This is a genomic window from Actinoalloteichus spitiensis RMV-1378, from assembly GCF_000239155.1.
Classification (GTDB): domain Bacteria; phylum Actinomycetota; class Actinomycetes; order Mycobacteriales; family Pseudonocardiaceae; genus Actinoalloteichus_B; species Actinoalloteichus_B spitiensis.
Genome location: NZ_AGVX02000343.1, coordinates 1 through 17,167 on the forward strand (window position 1 = coordinate 1; position 17,167 = coordinate 17,167).

Sequence of the window (17,167 nt, forward strand, 5' to 3'; positions counted from 1 at the left end):
CAGCTGGAGCGGCTGCAGGTCGCCGACCACCCTTTCCACCAGGCCAGCGCTGGCGGACACGGCGATCTCCTCGCCGAGCACCGTCATCGGCTCGCTCACCACGTCCAACGCGCGTTCGACCACCGCCGCCGTCTCGGCGGCACCGGGGGAACGCGCGATGAGCACCGCGAACTCGTCGCCGTCGAGCCGCGCCACCATGCCACCGTGCTCCCGGAAGTGGTCACGCAGCCGCCGCGCCACCGTGCGCAGCACCTCGTCACCGGCCTCGTGCCCGAGCCCCTCGTTGAGCAGCCCGAACCCGTCGATGCCGAACTGGCAGAGCGCGACCCGTCCGGCCGGGCGCAGCTCGGCGAGGACCCGCTCCAGGGTGGACAGCAACACCGACCGGTTGCGCAGACCCGTCAACTGGTCGTGCGACACCTGGTAGCGCAGGTGTTCCTGGAGCAGGTACACGTCGCTGAGGTCCTCGACCAGCACGACGTGGTAGTCGGGGGAGCCATCGTGGTCCCGCACCAGGGAGACCGCGACCCTGGTCCAGATCGGCTCGTCCTGGTTGAGCAGGAAGCGCACGACCAGCCGGAAGCGGTCGTCGATCCGGCCCACCGCCTGCTCCAGCATGTTGGAGCGGATCTTGTCGACGTCCTCGGCGTGGACCAGGTCGAAGAGATCACTGGCCAGCAGCTCGTCCTCACTCATCCGCAGCAGCTGGAGCATGGCGGGGTTGGTGCTCTTGAACCGCCCGTTGAGGTTGATGGTGGCCACGCCGCTGGCGGCCGAGTTGAACACGGTCCGGAACCGCTGCTCGCTGTCCCGCAGGGCCTCCTCCGCCTGTTCGCGGGCGTTGACCATCGCGGCCTTGAGCGCCTCCTGCTTGTCGAAGACGTGTTTGCGCAGCGCCTCCGTGAAACCAGCCGCCAGCGCACCCTGAACGGTGGCGATTCTCGCGCGGTTCTCCGGTGAGTCCGGCAATTCCAGGATTCGGGGCAGCTCGCGGCCGATCAGGGTGAGGCTGCGTGACAGCGTCGCGGAACTGGTGAAATTCCTGTCAATCAGCGCTCGACCCGCATCCTCCACGGCCCGCGTGGAGGATTTTCCATTCAGCAGTGCGTTTCGCAGATCATCCGCCAGATCGGCGAGGAACTCGATTGTCTCGTCGCGGGACAGCGGCGCGTAACTGGTCAGGTAGATCCCGTCCGCCCACTGCTCGGCGAAAGGAACGTCCCGCGCGGTGTCCGGTCCGTCTGGTTCGGGGTCCATCTCGCTCACGTTCTCGGTCACGGTGTCACACGGCTCCAGCGGTCGGTCCTCCCGGTGCCCACCGGTGGTGGGTGGCTCGCCGGGAGGCGGTACGCCGTGTCCTCCCGAGACGGCGTCCGGTGACCGGCGGCGGAGGTCCTCCGGGCGGGTGGGGCGCTCGACGGGCCTCGGCGGCCGTGCCGGTCTGCCGCCACGGCGCCGCCGCTCCCCGACCGGCTCGAGCGGGGCGCGCGCCGCTGACCAGCCAGGACATCGTCCACCACCTCGGCCCCGCCGGGTGCGCGCGGAGAGGCGCCCCTGCGCGCGGTCGGGCGCCGCTGGCGGCCGTGGACCGGCCGCCGGCCCTGGTCGGGGCGTCCGGCCCGTCCGGACGCGGCCGGCGCCTCGGCACGCGCTGCGAGGTCGCGGACGGGCCCGGCGAGGGCGTCCCACGTGCCGCGACGGGGCGGGAAATGGGTGCCGGTCCTGGTCGTGCCCACTGGTTCGACGACGTCGACACCCGTCGAAGGCCAATCACTCTGATTGGTCACGACGTACCTCCCGGAGAACGCACGCGGACGAGTCTACTGACCGGGATGACACCCGTTGCCGAAGATACAGCACCAGTACCCGACGCCGGCTGGGCCAAGCGTGGGATCACGTCCCGCCCGATTCGCCAACAATGGGAGCTCCGGGTGGTGGGCGCGCGGGAGAACCCGCGGTGACGGCGTGAGGCCGCCCTTCACATGGAGATTGTTCCCCCGCGGAGGGCGGCCCCGGTGCCGCTGCGCCTTTTGTTCGAAGGCGCGGGACTACTTGGCGTAAAGCGCCTCGATCTCGGCCGCGAAATCCTTGGTGATCGCGGCGCGACGCAGTTTCAGCGAGGGCGTGACGTGGCCGCCGGCGATCGTGAAGTCCGTGTCGAGGACCCGGAACTTGCGCACCGACTCGGCGCGGGACACCGCCCGGTTCCCCCGGTCCACGGCCTCCTGGACCGTCGCCAGCAGCTCCGCGTCCTCCAGCAGGTCGGCGATCTTCGCGTCAGCCTGGCGTTTGCGGTCGGCCTTCCACTGGGCGAAGCCCTCGGGGTCCAGGGTGATCAGCGCGGCGATGAAGGGGCGACCGTCACCGACGACCAGGCAGTTGCTGATCAAGGGGTGCGCCCTGACCCGGTCCTCGATGGTCGCGGGAGCGACGTTCTTGCCCCCCAGGGTCACCAACATCTCCTTCTTGCGCCCGGTGATCCGCAGGTAGCCGTCGGAGTCCAGCTCACCGAGGTCGCCGGTGTTGAACCAGCCGTCCCGCAGCGCCTCCGACGTGGCCTCCCTCGCGTTCCAGTACTCCCCGAACACGACGGGGCCGCGTACCTGGACCTCGCCGTCGTCGGCGATCCGGACGGAGTGCCCCGGCAGCGGCTGACCAACGGTCCCGAGCTTCACCCGCTCCGGGGAGTTCACCGTCGCCGCCGCCGTGGTCTCGGTCAGCCCGTACCCCTCGAAGACCTGGACGCCGATGCCGCGGTAGAAGTGGCTCAACCGTTCCCCCAACGCCGAACCACCGGAGATGACGTGGCGGAGCCGGCCGCCGAGCGCGGCCCGCAGCTTCGCGTACACCAGCCGGTCGAACACCGCGTGCTTGAGCCGCAGCGTCAGCGGGGTGCGTCCCGCGTCGAGCGACTTGCTGTACTGCGCGGCGGTCTTCGCCGCGATCGCGAAGATCCGCCCCTTGCCCTCGGAGGCGGCCTTCTGCTGGGCCCGGTTGTACACCTTCTCCAGCACGTGCGGGACGGAGAGGATGAAGGTGGGGCGGAACGTCTGGAGATCCCCGCTCACCTCCGCGATGTCCGGAGTGAACGCCGTCCTGGCCGCCGCCCTCGCGACGGCGAAGTGCACCATCCGGCCGAAGACGTGGGCGGTGGGCAGGAACAGCAGGGTCGAGGGCTCCACCCCGTTCTCCCCCCGGAAGAGCTGGGGGAGCGCGCCGATGCCGTTGTCGATCTCCGCGTAGAAGTTGGAGTGCGTCAGCACGCACCCCTTCGGGTTCCCCGTCGTCCCGGAGGTGTAGATGATGGTGGCGGTCGCGCTGGTCGGCGTCGCGGAACGGCGGGCGGTGACCTCGTCGTCGCTGCTGTCCGCTCCCAACGCCACGATCGCCTCCACGGCGCCGTCGTCGATGGTCCAGACCCGCTTGAGCGTGGGAAGGTCGGCACGCACCGACTCGGCGGTCGCCGCCAGCTCCGCCGTCTCGACGATCAGCGTGGTCGCCCCCGAGTCGGAGAGGATCCACCTGATCTGCTCGACCGACGACGTCGCGTAGATGGGCACGGTGACGGCGCCGATGGCGAGGATCGCGAAGTCGAGCAGTGCCCACTCGTAGCGGCTCCTCGACAGCAGGGCGACCCGGTCGCCCTGCTGCACCCCGTCGGCGATCAGACCCCTGGCGACCGAGGTGACCTCGTCGCGGAACTGGCGGGCGGTGACATCCCGCCACACCGTGCCGACCTTCCTGGCGTAGACCGGCCGGTCACCCTCGCGTTCGGCGTTCTGGTAGACGATCTCGGCCAGGCCACCGGACACCTCGTCGTCGGCCAGGGACGGAAGGCTGAACTCTCTCACTGCGGACTCCTCGCGACGTCAGCGGCTGCGCTGGGCCTGCCCGCCCCACGGTCTCAAGGTGAGTCCACCGCCCTCCCGTCGATGGCAGGCCAGGAACGTATCGTGTCCGGAAGTCGTCGATTGGGCAAGACTTTGCCCTGATGGCTCGATGGTTCCGTCGTTCGGTCGCCGCCGCTGTCACGGCGCGCAGGCCTCCACGCAGGCATTACGCCGAACGAGTGGGAGGTCGAGGCTCCCGCGGCCGGTATGGCCGCCGGTCACATCCTGGTCACGCTCGCCACGTCCAGCTCGGTGAAACATCGTTGGTCTGGTCAACTCAAGGTCAACTCCGTTGATAATGATCCACGCGCACCGGGGAGACCTCGTTCGGAGCTACCGAAAGCCGGTGTGCGGAGGTGAAGCGCTGTGCCCGTTCTCGAGACCGGAACCGACCTGCTCTACGGAAGCCTGCCCGCCGGGCTGCCCTGTTGGATCGACCTGCGAACCCCGGACCTCCCGGCCGCCGAGGACTTCTACCACCGGCTGTTCGGCTGGGAGTACCACCAGGAGGACGGCTACACGCTCGCCCTGCTCGACGGCTACCCGGTCGCGGGGCTCTGCCCCAGCCAGGGCAGCGCCCCCGCCTGGACGCTGTACCTGGCGGCTGACGACGTCGAACGCACCTCCGAGCGGGTGCGTGAGACGGGGGGAAGGCTGTTGCGGTCGAGCACGGAGGTTCCTGGCGTCGGACTGCGGGCCGTCGCCCGTGACCCCCACCTCGCCGAGTTCGGGTTCCTCCGCGCCAGCCGGAGCTGGCAGTTCCACGTCGGGGTGCCCGGCTCGTTGATGTGGGGCGAGCTCGTCACGACCGGCCCGAGGACGGCGGACGAGTTCTACGGCGGCCTCTTCGACTTCCGCATCGACCAGCACGGCCGCGGGCCGACCGCGGACTTCGCCGTCTGGTACTCCGGTGGCGAGTCGGTGCTGGCCCGGGTGCGGATGGTCCCGGACGCGGTCCGCACCAAACCCCACTGGCTCATCTACCTGGGCGTCCGCCCCGAGGACGGTGTCGACGACGTGCTGCGCCGCGCCGTGGCGGCGGGAGCCGAGGTCAGGGTCGACCCCTTCGACGGCTCGTACGGCCGGGTCGCGGTGATCCGGGACACAGCCGGCGCACGGGTCGCCCTGCTCGACCAGTCCCGGGCCGTGGGCTGGGGGCAGGACCACGACCCCTACGACGACTGAGTCGGGCGACGGCTGGCACCGGGTCCGGTGCCAGCCCCAGGGCGGTCAGGACAACAACTGGCTCCAGTGGTTCCAGAACACCGCCACGACGAGGCCGACGACGGAGAGCGTCCACGCCGCCATCACCGCCCCCCGGTAGGCGACCAGCCCCCGGCCGAACGCGCCGAGCCGCAGGTGCCCGCGCTCGATGTTGTGGGTGGTCGTGTACCAGAAGATCGGCACGGTCACCGCCCACACCACCATGCAGTAGGGGCACAGGGCCGAGATGTTGAAGAAGCTCTGGAACATCAGCCAGTGCACGAACACCGTGCCCAGCGCGGCCCCCAGCTGAAGCCCCAGCCAGAACCACCGGGGCAGTCGGGCCCCGGCGAGCACCGCCGCGCCCACGGTCACCACGACCGGGAAGGCTGCGACGCCGAGGAGGGGGTTCGGGAAGCCGAAGAGCGCCGCCTGGGGGGTGGTCATCACCGAGCCGCAGCTCAACACGGCGTCGAGGCTGCACGACGGGATGTAGAGCGGGTCCTTGAGCAGTTCGATCCGCTCGACCATGAGCACGAACGAGGCGAGCAGCCCGAGGAAACCCCCGACCGTCAGCAGCCAGCCGAGACCGCGCGCGGGGGAGGGGCCGTCGGGGAGACCTCCCGCCCGGGTCCGGTCCGGCTCCTCGGAGTCGGTCGGGGCCTTCCCCGAGGGGGCCCCGGGGTCGACGGTGTGGGTGGTCAGCTGTTCGGACATCAGCGGCAAGTTTAGACCCGTGCCACGGCCTCCCAGCCCTGTCAAGCGGTACCGATCGGGTGGATTGCTCCGGTTCACGCTGCGGTCAGGGCCACTCGGTGGCAGCGCCCACGTCCCTCCGGTCGCCCCGCCGCTCGGGTTCCGCCTCCGACGATCACGGCGGGGCGGCGGCGTCCCGCAACGTTCACCCACCGCCCGGCGATAGGGTGGTGAGGGGGAAGCAGGGCGGTGACAGTGGCGATCAGGGAGTAGATCGGTGGGAGGCTTCATCGAGGCCCATCTCGTCCCGGTTCTTTTCGTCGGGGCGTTCGTGGTCCTTTTCAGCGGCGCGGTCGGCGCCATGCTCACCAGGGTCGGAATGCGGACGATGATCCTGGCGCTCGCGATTCTCGGTATTTCCTTCGTGCTGGTCGTTCCGCTCATCCCGCTGCTGGTCTGCGCGGCGGTGGGCGTCCCGGTCGGGTACGTCGTCCACCGGCGGGTGCGGCAGCGTTACGCGGAGGCGTCCGAGCCTCCGCTGGGGGCCGGGCGGTAACGGGGCACGATGCCGACGCTGACGTCGGAGCAGTGCCGCTCCCGGTTCGCGGGCAGCCCGGTCGCGAGGTTGGCCACCGTGAGCGGCGGTGGCCAACCCCACCTCGTTCCCTTCACCTTCGCCGTACTCGGGTACGACCCGGACGTGTTCGTCACCGCCGTGGACCGGAAACCGAAGAGCGGCCGTCGGCTCCGCCGACTCGACAACATCCGGGACAACGCCCGGATCAGCGCGCTGGTCGATTCCTACGACCCGGACTGGTCGACGCTGTGGTGGGTCCGCGCGGACGGAGTCGCCGAGATCCGGGAACAGCCGGACGAGGAGGCTGTGGAGGCGTTGCGGGCGAAGTACCCGCAGTACCGGGACGCCGATCCCTTCGGGACGCTGATCGTGCTCCGGATCCGCCGCTGGAGCGGCTGGACCGCCGCCTGACCGGTCGCCGGCGGGGTCCCGTCCGCCGGTCTCAAATCCGGACGACGACCTTGCCGTGGATGTGGCGGCTGGCGAAGTCGGTCACGGCCTGCTTCGCCTCGTCGAGCGGGTACACGGCTCCCACCTCGACCCGGAGGCGCCCGGACGCCGCCCGGGTGGCGAGCTCGGCGAGATCACCGGGGCGGGGCGTCATCTGGCCGATGTAGTGCGCCGTCACGCCCCTCCCCAGCTCGGTCGGCCCTCCGAGGGGCGAGACCACCCGCCCGCCGGGGCGGACCGCCTCGGCGCTGGCGAGGATGTCGGGCCCGGCGTTGACCAGGTCCAGCACCACGTCGACCCCGTCCGGGCGGAGGGCGAGGGCGTCCCGAACGACCCGGCCCCGCGTGTAGTCGACCATCTCCACCGCACCCAGGGAACGCACGTAGTCGCGGTCGGCGGGCTTCCCGGTGGCGAACACCTCCACACCGGCCGCCGTGGCCAGTTGGACGGTGTAGAGGCCGACACCACCGGTGGCGCCGATCACCAGCATGGAGGAGCCGGGTCTCAGGCCGGCCGCGCGCAGCAGGTGGGTCGCGGTCAGCCCGGACTCGGGCACACCGGCGGCCCGCACCGGGTCAAGACCGGGCGGTCGGCTGGCCAGGTAGGGGCCGGACTCGATGAGCGTGTACTCCGCGACGGTGCCGGACACGAAGGCCGAGTACCCGAGGACCTCGTCACCGGGAGCGTGGTCGTGGACCCCGTCACCGACCGCGACGACGACTCCCGCCGCGTCCATCCCCACCGTGAAGGGGTGCGCGATCGGCATCTGCTCCCGCATCGAACCGAGGATCAGGGCGAGGTCCAGCGGGTTGAGCGCCGCCGCCCGCACCTGGACGAGGACCTGGCCGGGAGCCGGCACCGGTTCGGGGACGGACGCGAGGACGAGCGCCTCGTCGAGGGCGCCGTAGTCGGTGGCCACGAGAGCTCGCACGGTTGCCTCCTTCACCGGCCTTCACCACGCATGGTCGCTCCGCCGTCCGGTGGCCGCGACCGCAGTGCCCGGAGTGGGGACTGGCGGGGTCGGGGGCGGGGCACGAGCCGTCGGGAGCGAAACCCCCGAGCGGTCGGTCCCGCCCCGGCTGGCGGCGGGCACGCACCACCCCGGCTCCGGTGCTCCCGGCGTCGACCCAGCCGGTCGTCACCATGACCCGTCCCGTCAGGCCCCCGGCCACCGGCTGGGACGGTACCGGCGCCGTGACCCCCTCAGCCGCCCTCGGACCCGTCCCGCGACGACGGCCGGTCGCAGGATCGGCGTTCCTGGCCGAGAGCCTGTACGGTGTACGTCGTACCGTACACCGTACGAAGGATGGCGATGGCGAAGACCACCCCCGAGGACCCCGTGTTCGAGCCCAGCCCCGAGGACGTCGCCAGCGTGCTCGCCTGGTTCGACGACTACGACGAACTCGCCGCGACCGCGCAGATCGAGCGCATGGCGGACCTGGCGATGTTCCCGTTGAACTCCGTCACGGACGACGCGGAGGGCAACGGAAGCGCCTCCTGGAGCGACCGGGAGCAGTACGTCCGAGAGATGACGGAGGTCATCGGCGACGGTGCCCGGATGGAGTCGGTGCGCACGCCGCACTTCCTGAGCCGTTCGCTGGTGTTCGTCGTCACGGACGCGACCTACACCCACGGCGGGGTGCGGCACCGGATGCGGTACGGCGACCTGCTGGTCAGGAGGGAGGGGCGCTGGTACTTCCAGACGATGGTCCAGGGCGGCTGGGGCTGATCCCGACACCCACGGCACCGTGTCTCCCGGTCTCGGAAGGCGCACCAGGGGAGGGGGACGCTCTGCTGGCCGAACCCGCGGCACGCGGTGGCTGACGACCTGTGTGGCCCCGGCTGGATTCGAACCAGCGACACCCGCTTTAGGAGAGCGGTGCTCTATCCCCTGAGCTACGAGGCCCTACCCGTCACGCCGAACACCGTGTGAGGCGCTCGGTGACGCGCCCAGCCTATCGTGCCGCGACTTCCCCGTGGGAGCCGGGCCGCCACCGGACGCACCGGTGGCGGCCCGGCCCCGGGGGGAACGACCCGGCCGCACCGGCGCGGCGAGCCGGCCGAGCGTGCTCAGCTCGGACTCAGGCTCTGCCGTGGCGCGAACCCCTTGTCCTCCGGGGGAGGCTGTACCTCGACCCGGTTGCGGCCCTGCTGCTTCGCCCGGTACAGCGCGACATCCGCCGCGGTGAACAGCTGGTCGAGCTGGGACGGGCCGGCGGCCACCCCGATGCTGACCGTCGGAGGCCGAGTCGTCTTGCCCAGCACCGTGCGCCAGTCGTGGGTGTCGACGGCGGCCCGGATCCGTTCCGCCACCACGGGTCCCGCGTCGAGCCTGTTCTCCGTGGCGTCCACGAGCAGGATGACGAACTCGTCCCCCGCCCACCGGGCGACCAGGTCGTCCGCCCGGCACTCCCGCCGCAACAGCTGCGCGATCTCCCTCAGCGCCGCGTCCCCCGCCGCGTGACCGGCATCGTCGTTGACGTCCTTGAACCAGTCGACGTCCACCAGCACCAGCCACGGAACGCGCCCCTTGGACGCGGTGCGCTTGATGAGCCGAGGCGCGCTGCGCTCCAGGCCGAGCCGGTTCACCAACCCCGTCAGCGGATCGCGGGCCGCCGCCTCCCGGGCGGCCACCGCGGCCCGGTGCGCCTGCACCGCCAGCCGCCGCTGTTCCAACGCCTGCCCCAGGGCCTCCTTGAGCGTGTCCGTCACCTTCCGGCTCGCCGCGAGGCCCCGCCGCAGCGCCCGCGCCTCGCCCCGGTGGTCATCCAGCGCGGCGCAGATGTCGGCGAGGTCCTCGGCGAACCGGTGGATCAGCGTGGTGTCGCCGGTCCGTTCCACACCGTCCAGCGCCTCGGCGGCCAGCCCCCGCGCCGGGACCAGGTCGTGCCGGTCCCGCGCCGAGCAGGCCAGCACCCACCGCGCCGTGGCCGCCGCCCACCCGTCGCCCGCCTCCTCGGCGAGCAGCAGCGCGTGGGAGCACTCCTCCTCGGCCTCGCTGAGCCGCCCCGCGCCCACCAGCGACCGGGCGTGCGCCACCAGCAGGCTGCGGTGCACCCGGCCACCCTCGACCAGGGCCAGCCCCTCCGCGAGGAGGCTCCTCGACTCGGCGAACACCGCTCCCGCGTTCTCGGTGGCCTCCTCCAGCGCGAGCATGTTCAGCGTCCCGCCGAGACGCTGGAGGCAGGCCGCCACGGTCTCGGCGTCCTCGGTCCCCCTGGCGACCTCGACCGAGAGGCGCAGCATGTCCAACGCCGCTCTGCGGTGCCCCATCGAGTCGATGAGGTGGCCGAGCAGGCCGAGGGTGTGCGCCGCGGTGCGCCCTTCCGGACGCTCCGCGTCCAGCTCCGTCCAGCCCTCGGCGGCCAGCTCCAGCGCCAGCGCGAGCCGGTCCAACCGCCAGGCCGCGATGGCCCGGTTGACCAACATCGCCACCCGGTGCCAGCCCGTGCGCGAGTCCGGCTGTTGGAGCACCGCGTCGAGCAGGGTGTTGGCTTCGTCGGTCTGCCCAGACTCGACGAGAAACCGCACCCTCCGGTCCTGTGACGGAATATGCTCCGTCAACGGCGAATAGTCGTGCTCACTCACCGACAGACATCTCCTGACCGACTTTCCACCTCGGCTTCGCTCGTACCCACAGGTGTTGTCGACAGGCTACGCGCGTAGCCCAAGAACAGGTGCCAGCATGTTGTGGTCCGGCGCCCACAAGTTCACTCGTACCAGTGTCCGCGCAGCATACGGCCTCGCTGCTCCGTCGCCGAAGGGTGGTGTTGCTTCCCGTTCGGAACGGAATGGACCCCCTTTTTTGCCTGAACGACGCAGCGTAGTGCCGGTGCTTGCCCGGAACTCTGTGTAACTGTTTGTCCCGCTCCGGAACTGTCGGCGACGGCCGCCGTTTGCCCCCGCCGGTTATCGGTGCACCGCCCGCGACCCGTCTTTTCCTGGAGGTCAATTCCCGCTCGGGAGGGTCCGGTGGCGCCCGGGGCCCGCCGCGACAACCGGACCGCGCTGTTACCGTGCGTGCGCCCCGCCGGAACCAGGAGTAGGCGCCCGCCGTGGCCCCGGCTCGGCGTCGCCGCCCACGGGGGTGGCGCGGCGGGTCCGGTGGCCTCGGCGCCACGACCGACGATTCTCAGCTCGCTCTCAGGGCGAAAGGTAACACTGCCTTCATGCGCATCCTCGTAGTCGACGACGACCGGGCCGTACGAGAGTCGTTGCGGAGGTCGTTGCGGTTCAACGGCTACCAGGTGGAGCTGGCCGCTGACGGGCAGCAGGCGCTGGCCGCGGTGATGGGGCTGGCCCCGGAGGCCCGCCCGGACGCGATGGTGCTCGACGTGATGATGCCGAGGCTGGACGGGCTGGAGGTGTGCCGGCGCTTGCGCGGGGTGGGTGACGACCTGCCCATACTCGTGCTGACCGCGAGGGACGCCGTCTCCGACCGGGTCGCCGGGCTGGACGCGGGCGCCGACGACTACCTGCCGAAGCCCTTCGCGTTGGAGGAGCTCCTGGCTCGGCTGCGCGCGCTCCTGCGGAGGAGAGGTCCGACGAACCAGGCCGAGGACGAGGTCGACGTGCTGAGCTTCGCGGACCTCGAGCTGGACACCGCGACACGCGAGGTCCGGCGTGGGGAACGGCGCATCAGCCTCACCCGCACCGAGTTCGCGTTGCTGGAACTGTTCATCGCCCATCCCCGGCGCGTGCTGACCAGGACGCGCATCCTCGAGGAGGTGTGGGGTTACGACTTCCCGACCTCTGGCAACGCGTTGGAGGTGTACGTGGGCTACCTGCGGCGCAAGACCGAGGCCGGTGGTGAGCCACGCCTCATCCACACGGTGCGGGGGGTCGGGTACGTGCTGCGGGAGACACCTCCGTGAACGATGCCCACCGGCCGCCCCACCGCACGGTGGGCATCGAACGCTGGAACGACTGGCACCAGCGGATGGCCCTCCGGACACGGGTCAGCATGCTCGCGGCCATCTGCGTCGGTGCGGCCGTCGCACTGGTCTCCCTCGGCGCCTACCTGGCCGTGCACAAGAGCCTCTACGACGAGTTGGACCGGAGCCTGACCCAACGGGCGACGCAGGCCGTCGGCGAGTCGATGGCCGCGTCCCAGCTCCGCTCCGCCCCGGCCGTCGTCCTGGTGGCCTCCGACGTGCAGCTGGGCCTGGTGTACGCCAGCGGAGAGGTGCTCTCCGCGGGTACGCGGGCGCCGGCGACGGGCCGGGCCGAACTGGCGGTGGCACGGGGAGAGCTCCCCCGCTCGCTGCGCACCGACACCGCCACCGACACCAGGGTCATCGCCCTGCCCATCGGCACCGGGGCCGCGTTGGTCGTCGCCCAGCCGCTCGACTCGATCCGGAGCACCCTGGGGCTGCTCTCGGTGGTGCTGGCCGTCGTCGGCGGCGCGGGCATCGTCGTCGCGGCCATCGCGGGGACGGCGGTGGCCAGGGCCGCGCTGAAACCGGTGGAGCGGTTGACGGCGGCGACGGAACGGGTCACCACGACCGGGGACCTCAGACCGATCGTGGTGTCCGGTGACGACGAGCTGGCCAGGATGACGATGAGCTTCAACACGATGCTCGGGGCGGTGGCCGAGTCCCAGGAGCGGCAGCGGCGCCTGGTGGCCGATGCCGGGCACGAGTTGCGCACCCCGCTGACCTCACTGCGCACCAACCTCGAACTGCTGGTCGCCTCGAGCAAGCCCGACGCCCCCCAGCTGTCCCCGCAGGACAGGATGGAGATCTACGAGGACGTCCGAGCGCAGATCAACGAACTGTCCAACCTCGTGGGGGACCTCGTGGAACTCGCGCGGGAGGACGCCCCGCAGGTGGTGCACGAGCCGGTCGAGCTGGTCGACGTCGTGGAACGGGCGCTGGACCGGGCGCGGCGGCGGGCACCGGGCATCGTCTTCGAGGTCCGCCCGTACCCGTGGACCCTGCTGGGGGACGCCAACGCCCTGGAACGCGCGGTGCTCAACCTGCTCGACAACGCCGCGAAGTGGAGCCCCCCGGAGGGCACGGTGCAGCTGACGATGACCCCGGAGAACGAGACCACCATCAGGGTGGAGGTGGCCGATTCCGGACCGGGCATCGCTCCGGACGACCTGCCCCACGTCTTCGAACGCTTCTACCGGTCCCCGGAGGCCAGGACCCTGCCGGGGTCGGGCCTCGGCCTGGCGATCGTGAGCCAGGCCGCCGAGCGGCACGGGGGCACCGTGCACGCCGGGCGGGCCGACACCGGCGGCGCCCTGCTGACGCTGCGGCTTCCCGGCCGGGCGGGCACGTGACGTCGGTGCTGGTGCCGGCGTCACCCGCCTGCACCGGCCCGCTCAGCCGTGTTGTCCACACCGGCTGGTTGTCAACAGCGAGGCCGTGACCAGTGGAAACACCCCGGATCAGCTGAGTAGGCTGGCACCGGGGCCGCTCCCCCGGAGTGGGTGGGGGCTGCCCGGGTTGGGCCCGGAGTCCCTTCCTCCGCCTCCTCGGGAGTGCCGCCAGGCATGGCCGGACCGGCGGGACTGGCCACTATCGGACCCGTGTTCCGGCCGGTTGGGGGTGGACCGGCCATAGGATCGGGGCCGCTCGTGGACGTGTGCGAACGGGGAGGAACCGGAGTGCGGCGAACAGTCGCCCAGCTGGCGGACGGCCGGGAGATCATCTACTTCGACGCCGACCCCCACGCGCCCATGCGTGCCTCGACCGACACCCGGGATCTGCCTCCCTACCAGCCGGCCTCGGAGATGCGCCGGGATCCGCTCAGCGGCGAATGGGTGGCGATCGCCGCCCACCGCCAGTCGCGCACCTACAAGCCGCCCGCGGACCTCTGCCCGCTGTGCCCGTCCACCCCCGACCGCCCCACCGAGATCCCGGAGCCGGACTACGACGTGGTCGTCTTCCAGAACCGGTTCCCCTCCTTCGGGACCCCTCCCGGGGTTCCGGTGCCGGTAGGAGACGAACGGACCGAGACCGTGCTCGCCGGCGCCGGCGGTCACACGCTGGTGCCGGGGCGACCAGCCGTCGGCCGCTGCGAGGTCGTCTGCTTCACCTCCGACCACGACACCTCCTTCGCCCAGCTGACGCCGGCCCGTGCCCGCACCGTCGTGGACGCCTGGGCGGACCGGACGGCGGCACTCACGGAGACGCCCGGTGTCGAGGAGGTGTTCTGCTTCGAGAACCGGGGCGAGCAGATCGGGGTGACCCTCCACCACCCGCACGGCCAGATCTACGGCTACCCCTTCGTCACACCCAGGACCGCCCGCCTGCAGGCCCAGGCGGAACGGCATCACGCCGCCCACGGCCGTCCGCTGCTGGGCGACGTGCTCGACGCGGAACGGGCCGCCGGAGTGCGGGTCGTCGCCGAGAACGAGCACTGGACGGCGTTCGTCCCCGCGGCGGCGCGGTGGCCGGTCGAGGTCCAGCTGGTACCCCGCCGGCAGGTGGCCGACCTGCCCTCGCTCACCCCGGAGGAGCGGGACGCGTTCGTCCCGCTCTACCTCGACCTGCTCGCGCGCCTCGACCGGCTGCACGACCAGCCGCTGCCGTACGTGGCCGGTTGGCACCAGGCCCCCGTGCGGGCCGACCGGGGGCTGTCCTGGTTGCGGTTGGAGGTCTTCTCCGTGCTGCGCGGCCCCGACCGGCTCAAATACCTGGCCGGCTCGGAGTCCGGGATGGCGGTGTGGATCGGTGACGTGCTGCCGGAGCAGGTGGCCCAGCGGCTCCGGGAGCTCGGCTGACCGGCTCCGCCCAGAGCCCCTGGCTCCCTCCGGCGCGGGCTGGCTCCGCCGAGGGCGGCTCGGCGCGCCCTCCCCTGGCGGGGGTCGTGCGCGTCCCGACGCGCTCTGTGCGGAAACCAAGGAGGATCTCAGGCCACTCTCAGCCGGACGGTGCACAGTTGTCCCATGAGCGATGAGACCTCGAAGCCGGAGAACGATCCCGACCGTTCCCCGGACCCCGCGTCGGGTGCGGGATCTGGGGGAGAGGCAGATCGCACGTCACGGCCTGGCCCCAGCGAGGACACCGCGGGGCACCAGCCCCCGGACCAAGGGTTGGGCGCGTCGGGAACGGCTGGCGCCCCGGGCGGACCGCCGGCCACCGAGGGCGGAACGACCGGGGGAGCCGGGCGGCAGGGGTGGGAGTCCACCCCGAGGCGTCCCGGCGAGGACACCCCAGGCCACGGTTACCAGGGGCCGGGCGGCCAGCAGGAGCCGTCGACGCCCCAGCGGTACACGCCCTACGGGTTGCCCTACTCATCCTCGGCCCAGCACCACGGCGGCCAGTACCAGTACCCGGGCAGCCAGTACGGCTCGACGGGAGCGCATGGCGGTAGCGGCCAGTCCGGTCCGTTCCAACCGGTGCCGGACGGGGGGTTCGGGCACGCCCCGGAGCACCACCGCCCCACGGTCGGTGGCCGGAAGAACGGAGCGGGGCGGTTGGCGGCGGGGGTCGCCGCGCTGGCCCTGCTGGCCGGCGCCGTCGGTGGCGGCGTCACCGGGTGGATCGTCAGCGAACGGGCCGGCGGCGACTCCTCGGTGAGCGCGCTCGACCAGCAGCCGCCGGCCCGCAACGCCAGCAACGCCCCCGAGGGGTCGGTCCAGCAGGTGGCGGAGAAGGTACTGCCGAGCGTCACCCAGCTCCAGGTGCGGGGGCAGGGCGGAGCGGGTGAGGGGTCCGGTGTCGTCCTCAGCTCGGACGGTCTGATCCTCACGAACAACCACGTGGTCGAACCAGCCGTTCAGGGGGGCCAGATCGTGGTGGCGTTCGCCAACGGCACCACCGCCCCCGCCGAGATCATCGGTCGCGACCCCTCCTCCGACCTGGCCGTCGTGAAGGCCAGCGGCGTCTCCGACCTGACCCCCGCGGAACTCGGCCGCTCCGACGACCTCTCCGTCGGGCAGGACGCGGTGGCGATCGGCTCCCCGTTCGGGCTGACCGGCACGGTCACCAGCGGCATCATCAGCTCCCTCGACCGTCCGGTGCGCGCGGGGGGCGAGCAGGGCACCGAGGCCACCGTCCTCGACGCCATCCAGACCGACGCGGCGATCAACCCGGGCAACTCGGGTGGGCCGCTGGTCGACATGGAGGGACGGGTCATCGGCATCAACTCCGCCATCTACAGCCCGGGCGCGGGTACCGGACAGGCGGGATCGGTGGGACTGGGTTTCGCCATCCCGATCGACCAGGCCCGGCGGATCGCCGACGAGCTCCGGGAGAACGGTGTGGCGACCCGGGCGGTCCTCGGGGTTCAACTCGCCGTCGAGTCCCGGCAGAACGGGGCGGACGTGGCGCAGGTCGTCCCCGGTGGCGCCGCCGCCGAGGCGGGCGTCGAGGAGGGCGACGTGGTCATCAAGCTGAACGACCGGGTCATCCAGAGCAGCGACGCGTTGATCGCCGCCGTCCGCTCGGAGGAGCCGGGCTCCACGGTGACGTTGACGGTCCGGAAGCAGGGCGGCGACGAGCGGGAGATCCAGGTCACCCTGGGCAGTGAGACGGTGGGGTGAGGGCTCTACGCGTGGCTGGGCCACGAGGAGGATCTGTTCACTCTCGGGGGAGGGTTGACGGAGATGCGGGCGACTTGCCCACCTTGGGTTACGGAGAGTGGTAGTTGATGGGGAACGACCAGACTTGGGCGACCGACATCGTGGACACCAGGGTCTTCGATCCGGTCACGCCCACTACGGTGACTCGCATGGAACGTAGCCCGCAGCGCTTGGGACGAGCCCTCGTCGTGGTCGTCGACGACCGGGTGGCACAGGGGGAGCACGGGGACTCCATCGGTCCGCTGGTCACCGAACTCCTGGAGGAGGCCGGCTTCATCGTGGACGGCACGGTAGCCGTGGCCGGCGAGGTCGTGGACATCCGCAACGCGCTGAACACGGCGGTGATCGGCGGGGTGGACGTCGTGGTGACGGTGGGGGGGACCGGCGTGTCCCCGCGCGACGTCACACCGGACGCCACCCTCGGGGTCCTCGACCGGCCGATCCCGGGCATCGCGGAGGCCCTGCGCGCCTCCGGGCTGGCCGCCGGGGCGGTGGACGCGGGCGTCTCCCGGGGCCTGGTCGGTGTGTCCGGGAGCACGCTGGTGGTCAACCTGGCCGGGTCCCGGGCGGCCGTGCGTGACGGGATGGCGACGCTGACGCCGCTGGTCACCCACGTGATCGAGGAGCTGTCCAGCCTCGACGCTCCGTGAGCGCGACGGGGACGACGCCCCAGCCCTGACGGAACCGAAGAAGGAGGGACCGACGGGCGGGTCCGGAACGACGGAACGAGGAGGGCGGGGCCGGCCCCGCCCTCCTCGCCGACCCGCGCGGAGGTGACCCGGACGGTGCGCTCCGTGCCGGCGCGATCGGCGGCCG

14 protein-coding genes and 1 tRNA gene are annotated in these 17,167 nt (G+C 71.7%); 9 read left to right on the forward strand and 6 right to left on the reverse strand.

Annotated features, from left to right (window positions below):
* Both ACTIDRAF_RS29105 and ACTIDRAF_RS0215490 read right to left on the reverse strand, forming a co-directional pair.
* On the reverse strand, window positions 1-1,278 hold a 1,278-nt coding region (locus ACTIDRAF_RS29105; protein ID WP_016699643.1), incomplete at its 3' end, for a GGDEF domain-containing protein.
* Between the two features lie 770 nt (window positions 1,279-2,048).
* Window positions 2,049-3,851: an AMP-dependent synthetase/ligase gene (locus tag ACTIDRAF_RS0215490; RefSeq protein ID WP_016699644.1), complete on the reverse strand. Its 1,803-nt coding sequence runs from the start codon at window positions 3,849-3,851 to the stop codon at window positions 2,049-2,051.
* Between the two features lie 405 nt (window positions 3,852-4,256).
* Here ACTIDRAF_RS0215490 and ACTIDRAF_RS0215495 point away from each other — a divergent pair, with 405 nt between their 5' ends.
* The gene (locus tag ACTIDRAF_RS0215495) at window positions 4,257-5,075 is read left to right on the forward strand and encodes a VOC family protein (protein ID WP_016699645.1); all 819 of its coding nucleotides are present in this window, start codon (window positions 4,257-4,259) and stop codon (window positions 5,073-5,075) included.
* A 45-nt stretch (window positions 5,076-5,120) separates the two neighbouring features.
* Here the strand turns inward: ACTIDRAF_RS0215495 and ACTIDRAF_RS29110 are convergent, their stop codons facing one another.
* Window positions 5,121-5,810 (reverse strand): vitamin K epoxide reductase family protein, encoded by a 690-nt coding sequence (locus tag ACTIDRAF_RS29110; protein WP_016699646.1) that lies wholly within the window; start codon window positions 5,808-5,810, stop codon window positions 5,121-5,123.
* Window positions 5,811-6,066: 256 nt separating this feature from the next.
* On the opposite strand from ACTIDRAF_RS29110, the gene ACTIDRAF_RS0215505 reads away from it, so the two are divergent.
* Entirely contained in the window at window positions 6,067-6,345 is a 279-nt protein-coding gene (locus ACTIDRAF_RS0215505; RefSeq protein ID WP_016699647.1) for a hypothetical protein, read from the forward strand.
* Window positions 6,346-6,354: 9 nt separating this feature from the next.
* Window positions 6,355-6,777, forward strand: a complete 423-nt coding sequence (locus tag ACTIDRAF_RS0215510; protein ID WP_016699648.1) for a TIGR03668 family PPOX class F420-dependent oxidoreductase — start codon at window positions 6,355-6,357, stop codon at window positions 6,775-6,777.
* A gap of 31 nt (window positions 6,778-6,808) precedes the next feature.
* On the opposite strand, the gene ACTIDRAF_RS0215515 is transcribed toward ACTIDRAF_RS0215510, so the two are convergent.
* The gene (locus ACTIDRAF_RS0215515) at window positions 6,809-7,747 is read right to left on the reverse strand and encodes an NADP-dependent oxidoreductase (protein ID WP_039787534.1); all 939 of its coding nucleotides are present in this window, start codon (window positions 7,745-7,747) and stop codon (window positions 6,809-6,811) included.
* A gap of 375 nt (window positions 7,748-8,122) precedes the next feature.
* Here ACTIDRAF_RS0215515 and ACTIDRAF_RS0215520 point away from each other — a divergent pair, with 375 nt between their 5' ends.
* On the forward strand, window positions 8,123-8,545 hold the full coding sequence (locus ACTIDRAF_RS0215520; protein WP_211215355.1) for a nuclear transport factor 2 family protein: 423 nt from the start codon (window positions 8,123-8,125) through the stop codon (window positions 8,543-8,545).
* 104 nt (window positions 8,546-8,649) lie between these two features.
* On the opposite strand, the gene ACTIDRAF_RS0215525 is transcribed toward ACTIDRAF_RS0215520, so the two are convergent.
* Together ACTIDRAF_RS0215525 and ACTIDRAF_RS0215530 are read right to left on the reverse strand one after the other, a co-directional pair.
* Window positions 8,650-8,722, reverse strand: a tRNA-Arg gene (locus ACTIDRAF_RS0215525).
* 164 nt (window positions 8,723-8,886) lie between these two features.
* Window positions 8,887-10,347 carry a GGDEF domain-containing protein gene (locus tag ACTIDRAF_RS0215530; protein WP_016699651.1) on the reverse strand — a complete coding sequence of 487 codons (1,461 nt, stop codon included), beginning with the start codon at window positions 10,345-10,347 and terminating at the stop codon, window positions 8,887-8,889.
* Between the two features lie 638 nt (window positions 10,348-10,985).
* Between ACTIDRAF_RS0215530 and ACTIDRAF_RS0215535 the strand changes: the two genes are divergently transcribed.
* From ACTIDRAF_RS0215535 to ACTIDRAF_RS0215555, 5 genes are all read left to right on the forward strand, one after another.
* The gene (locus ACTIDRAF_RS0215535; protein ID WP_016699652.1) at window positions 10,986-11,690 is read left to right on the forward strand and encodes a response regulator transcription factor; all 705 of its coding nucleotides are present in this window, start codon (window positions 10,986-10,988) and stop codon (window positions 11,688-11,690) included.
* Window positions 11,691-11,755: 65 nt separating this feature from the next.
* Window positions 11,756-13,102 carry a sensor histidine kinase gene (locus ACTIDRAF_RS0215540; RefSeq protein WP_052168855.1) on the forward strand — a complete coding sequence of 449 codons (1,347 nt, stop codon included), beginning with the start codon at window positions 11,756-11,758 and terminating at the stop codon, window positions 13,100-13,102.
* Between the two features lie 327 nt (window positions 13,103-13,429).
* Window positions 13,430-14,548 (forward strand): galactose-1-phosphate uridylyltransferase, encoded by a 1,119-nt coding sequence (gene galT, locus ACTIDRAF_RS0215545; protein ID WP_016699654.1) that lies wholly within the window; start codon window positions 13,430-13,432, stop codon window positions 14,546-14,548.
* 165 nt (window positions 14,549-14,713) lie between these two features.
* Complete coding sequence (locus ACTIDRAF_RS35340; protein WP_083886329.1) at window positions 14,714-16,312, forward strand: S1C family serine protease; 1,599 nt, start codon at window positions 14,714-14,716, stop codon at window positions 16,310-16,312.
* 188 nt (window positions 16,313-16,500) lie between these two features.
* Window positions 16,501-17,001 carry a MogA/MoaB family molybdenum cofactor biosynthesis protein gene (locus ACTIDRAF_RS0215555; RefSeq protein WP_085944859.1) on the forward strand — a complete coding sequence of 167 codons (501 nt, stop codon included), beginning with the start codon at window positions 16,501-16,503 and terminating at the stop codon, window positions 16,999-17,001.
* The last annotated feature ends 166 nt before the right edge of the window (window positions 17,002-17,167 follow it).

Coding starts and splice junctions, on each gene's coding strand:
- ACTIDRAF_RS29110 (WP_016699646.1), bottom strand. CDS start 5,810: ATGTCCGAACAGCTGACCACCCACACCGTCGACCCCGGGGCCCCCTCG.
- ACTIDRAF_RS0215510 (WP_016699648.1), top strand. CDS start 6,355: ATGCCGACGCTGACGTCGGAGCAGTGCCGCTCCCGGTTCGCGGGCAGC.
- ACTIDRAF_RS0215520 (WP_211215355.1), top strand. CDS start 8,123: ATGGCGATGGCGAAGACCACCCCCGAGGACCCCGTGTTCGAGCCCAGC.
- ACTIDRAF_RS0215535 (WP_016699652.1), top strand. CDS start 10,986: ATGCGCATCCTCGTAGTCGACGACGACCGGGCCGTACGAGAGTCGTTG.
- ACTIDRAF_RS0215540 (WP_052168855.1), top strand. CDS start 11,756: ATGGCCCTCCGGACACGGGTCAGCATGCTCGCGGCCATCTGCGTCGGT.
- ACTIDRAF_RS35340 (WP_083886329.1), top strand. CDS start 14,714: ATGAGCGATGAGACCTCGAAGCCGGAGAACGATCCCGACCGTTCCCCG.
- ACTIDRAF_RS0215555 (WP_085944859.1), top strand. CDS start 16,501: ATGGAACGTAGCCCGCAGCGCTTGGGACGAGCCCTCGTCGTGGTCGTC.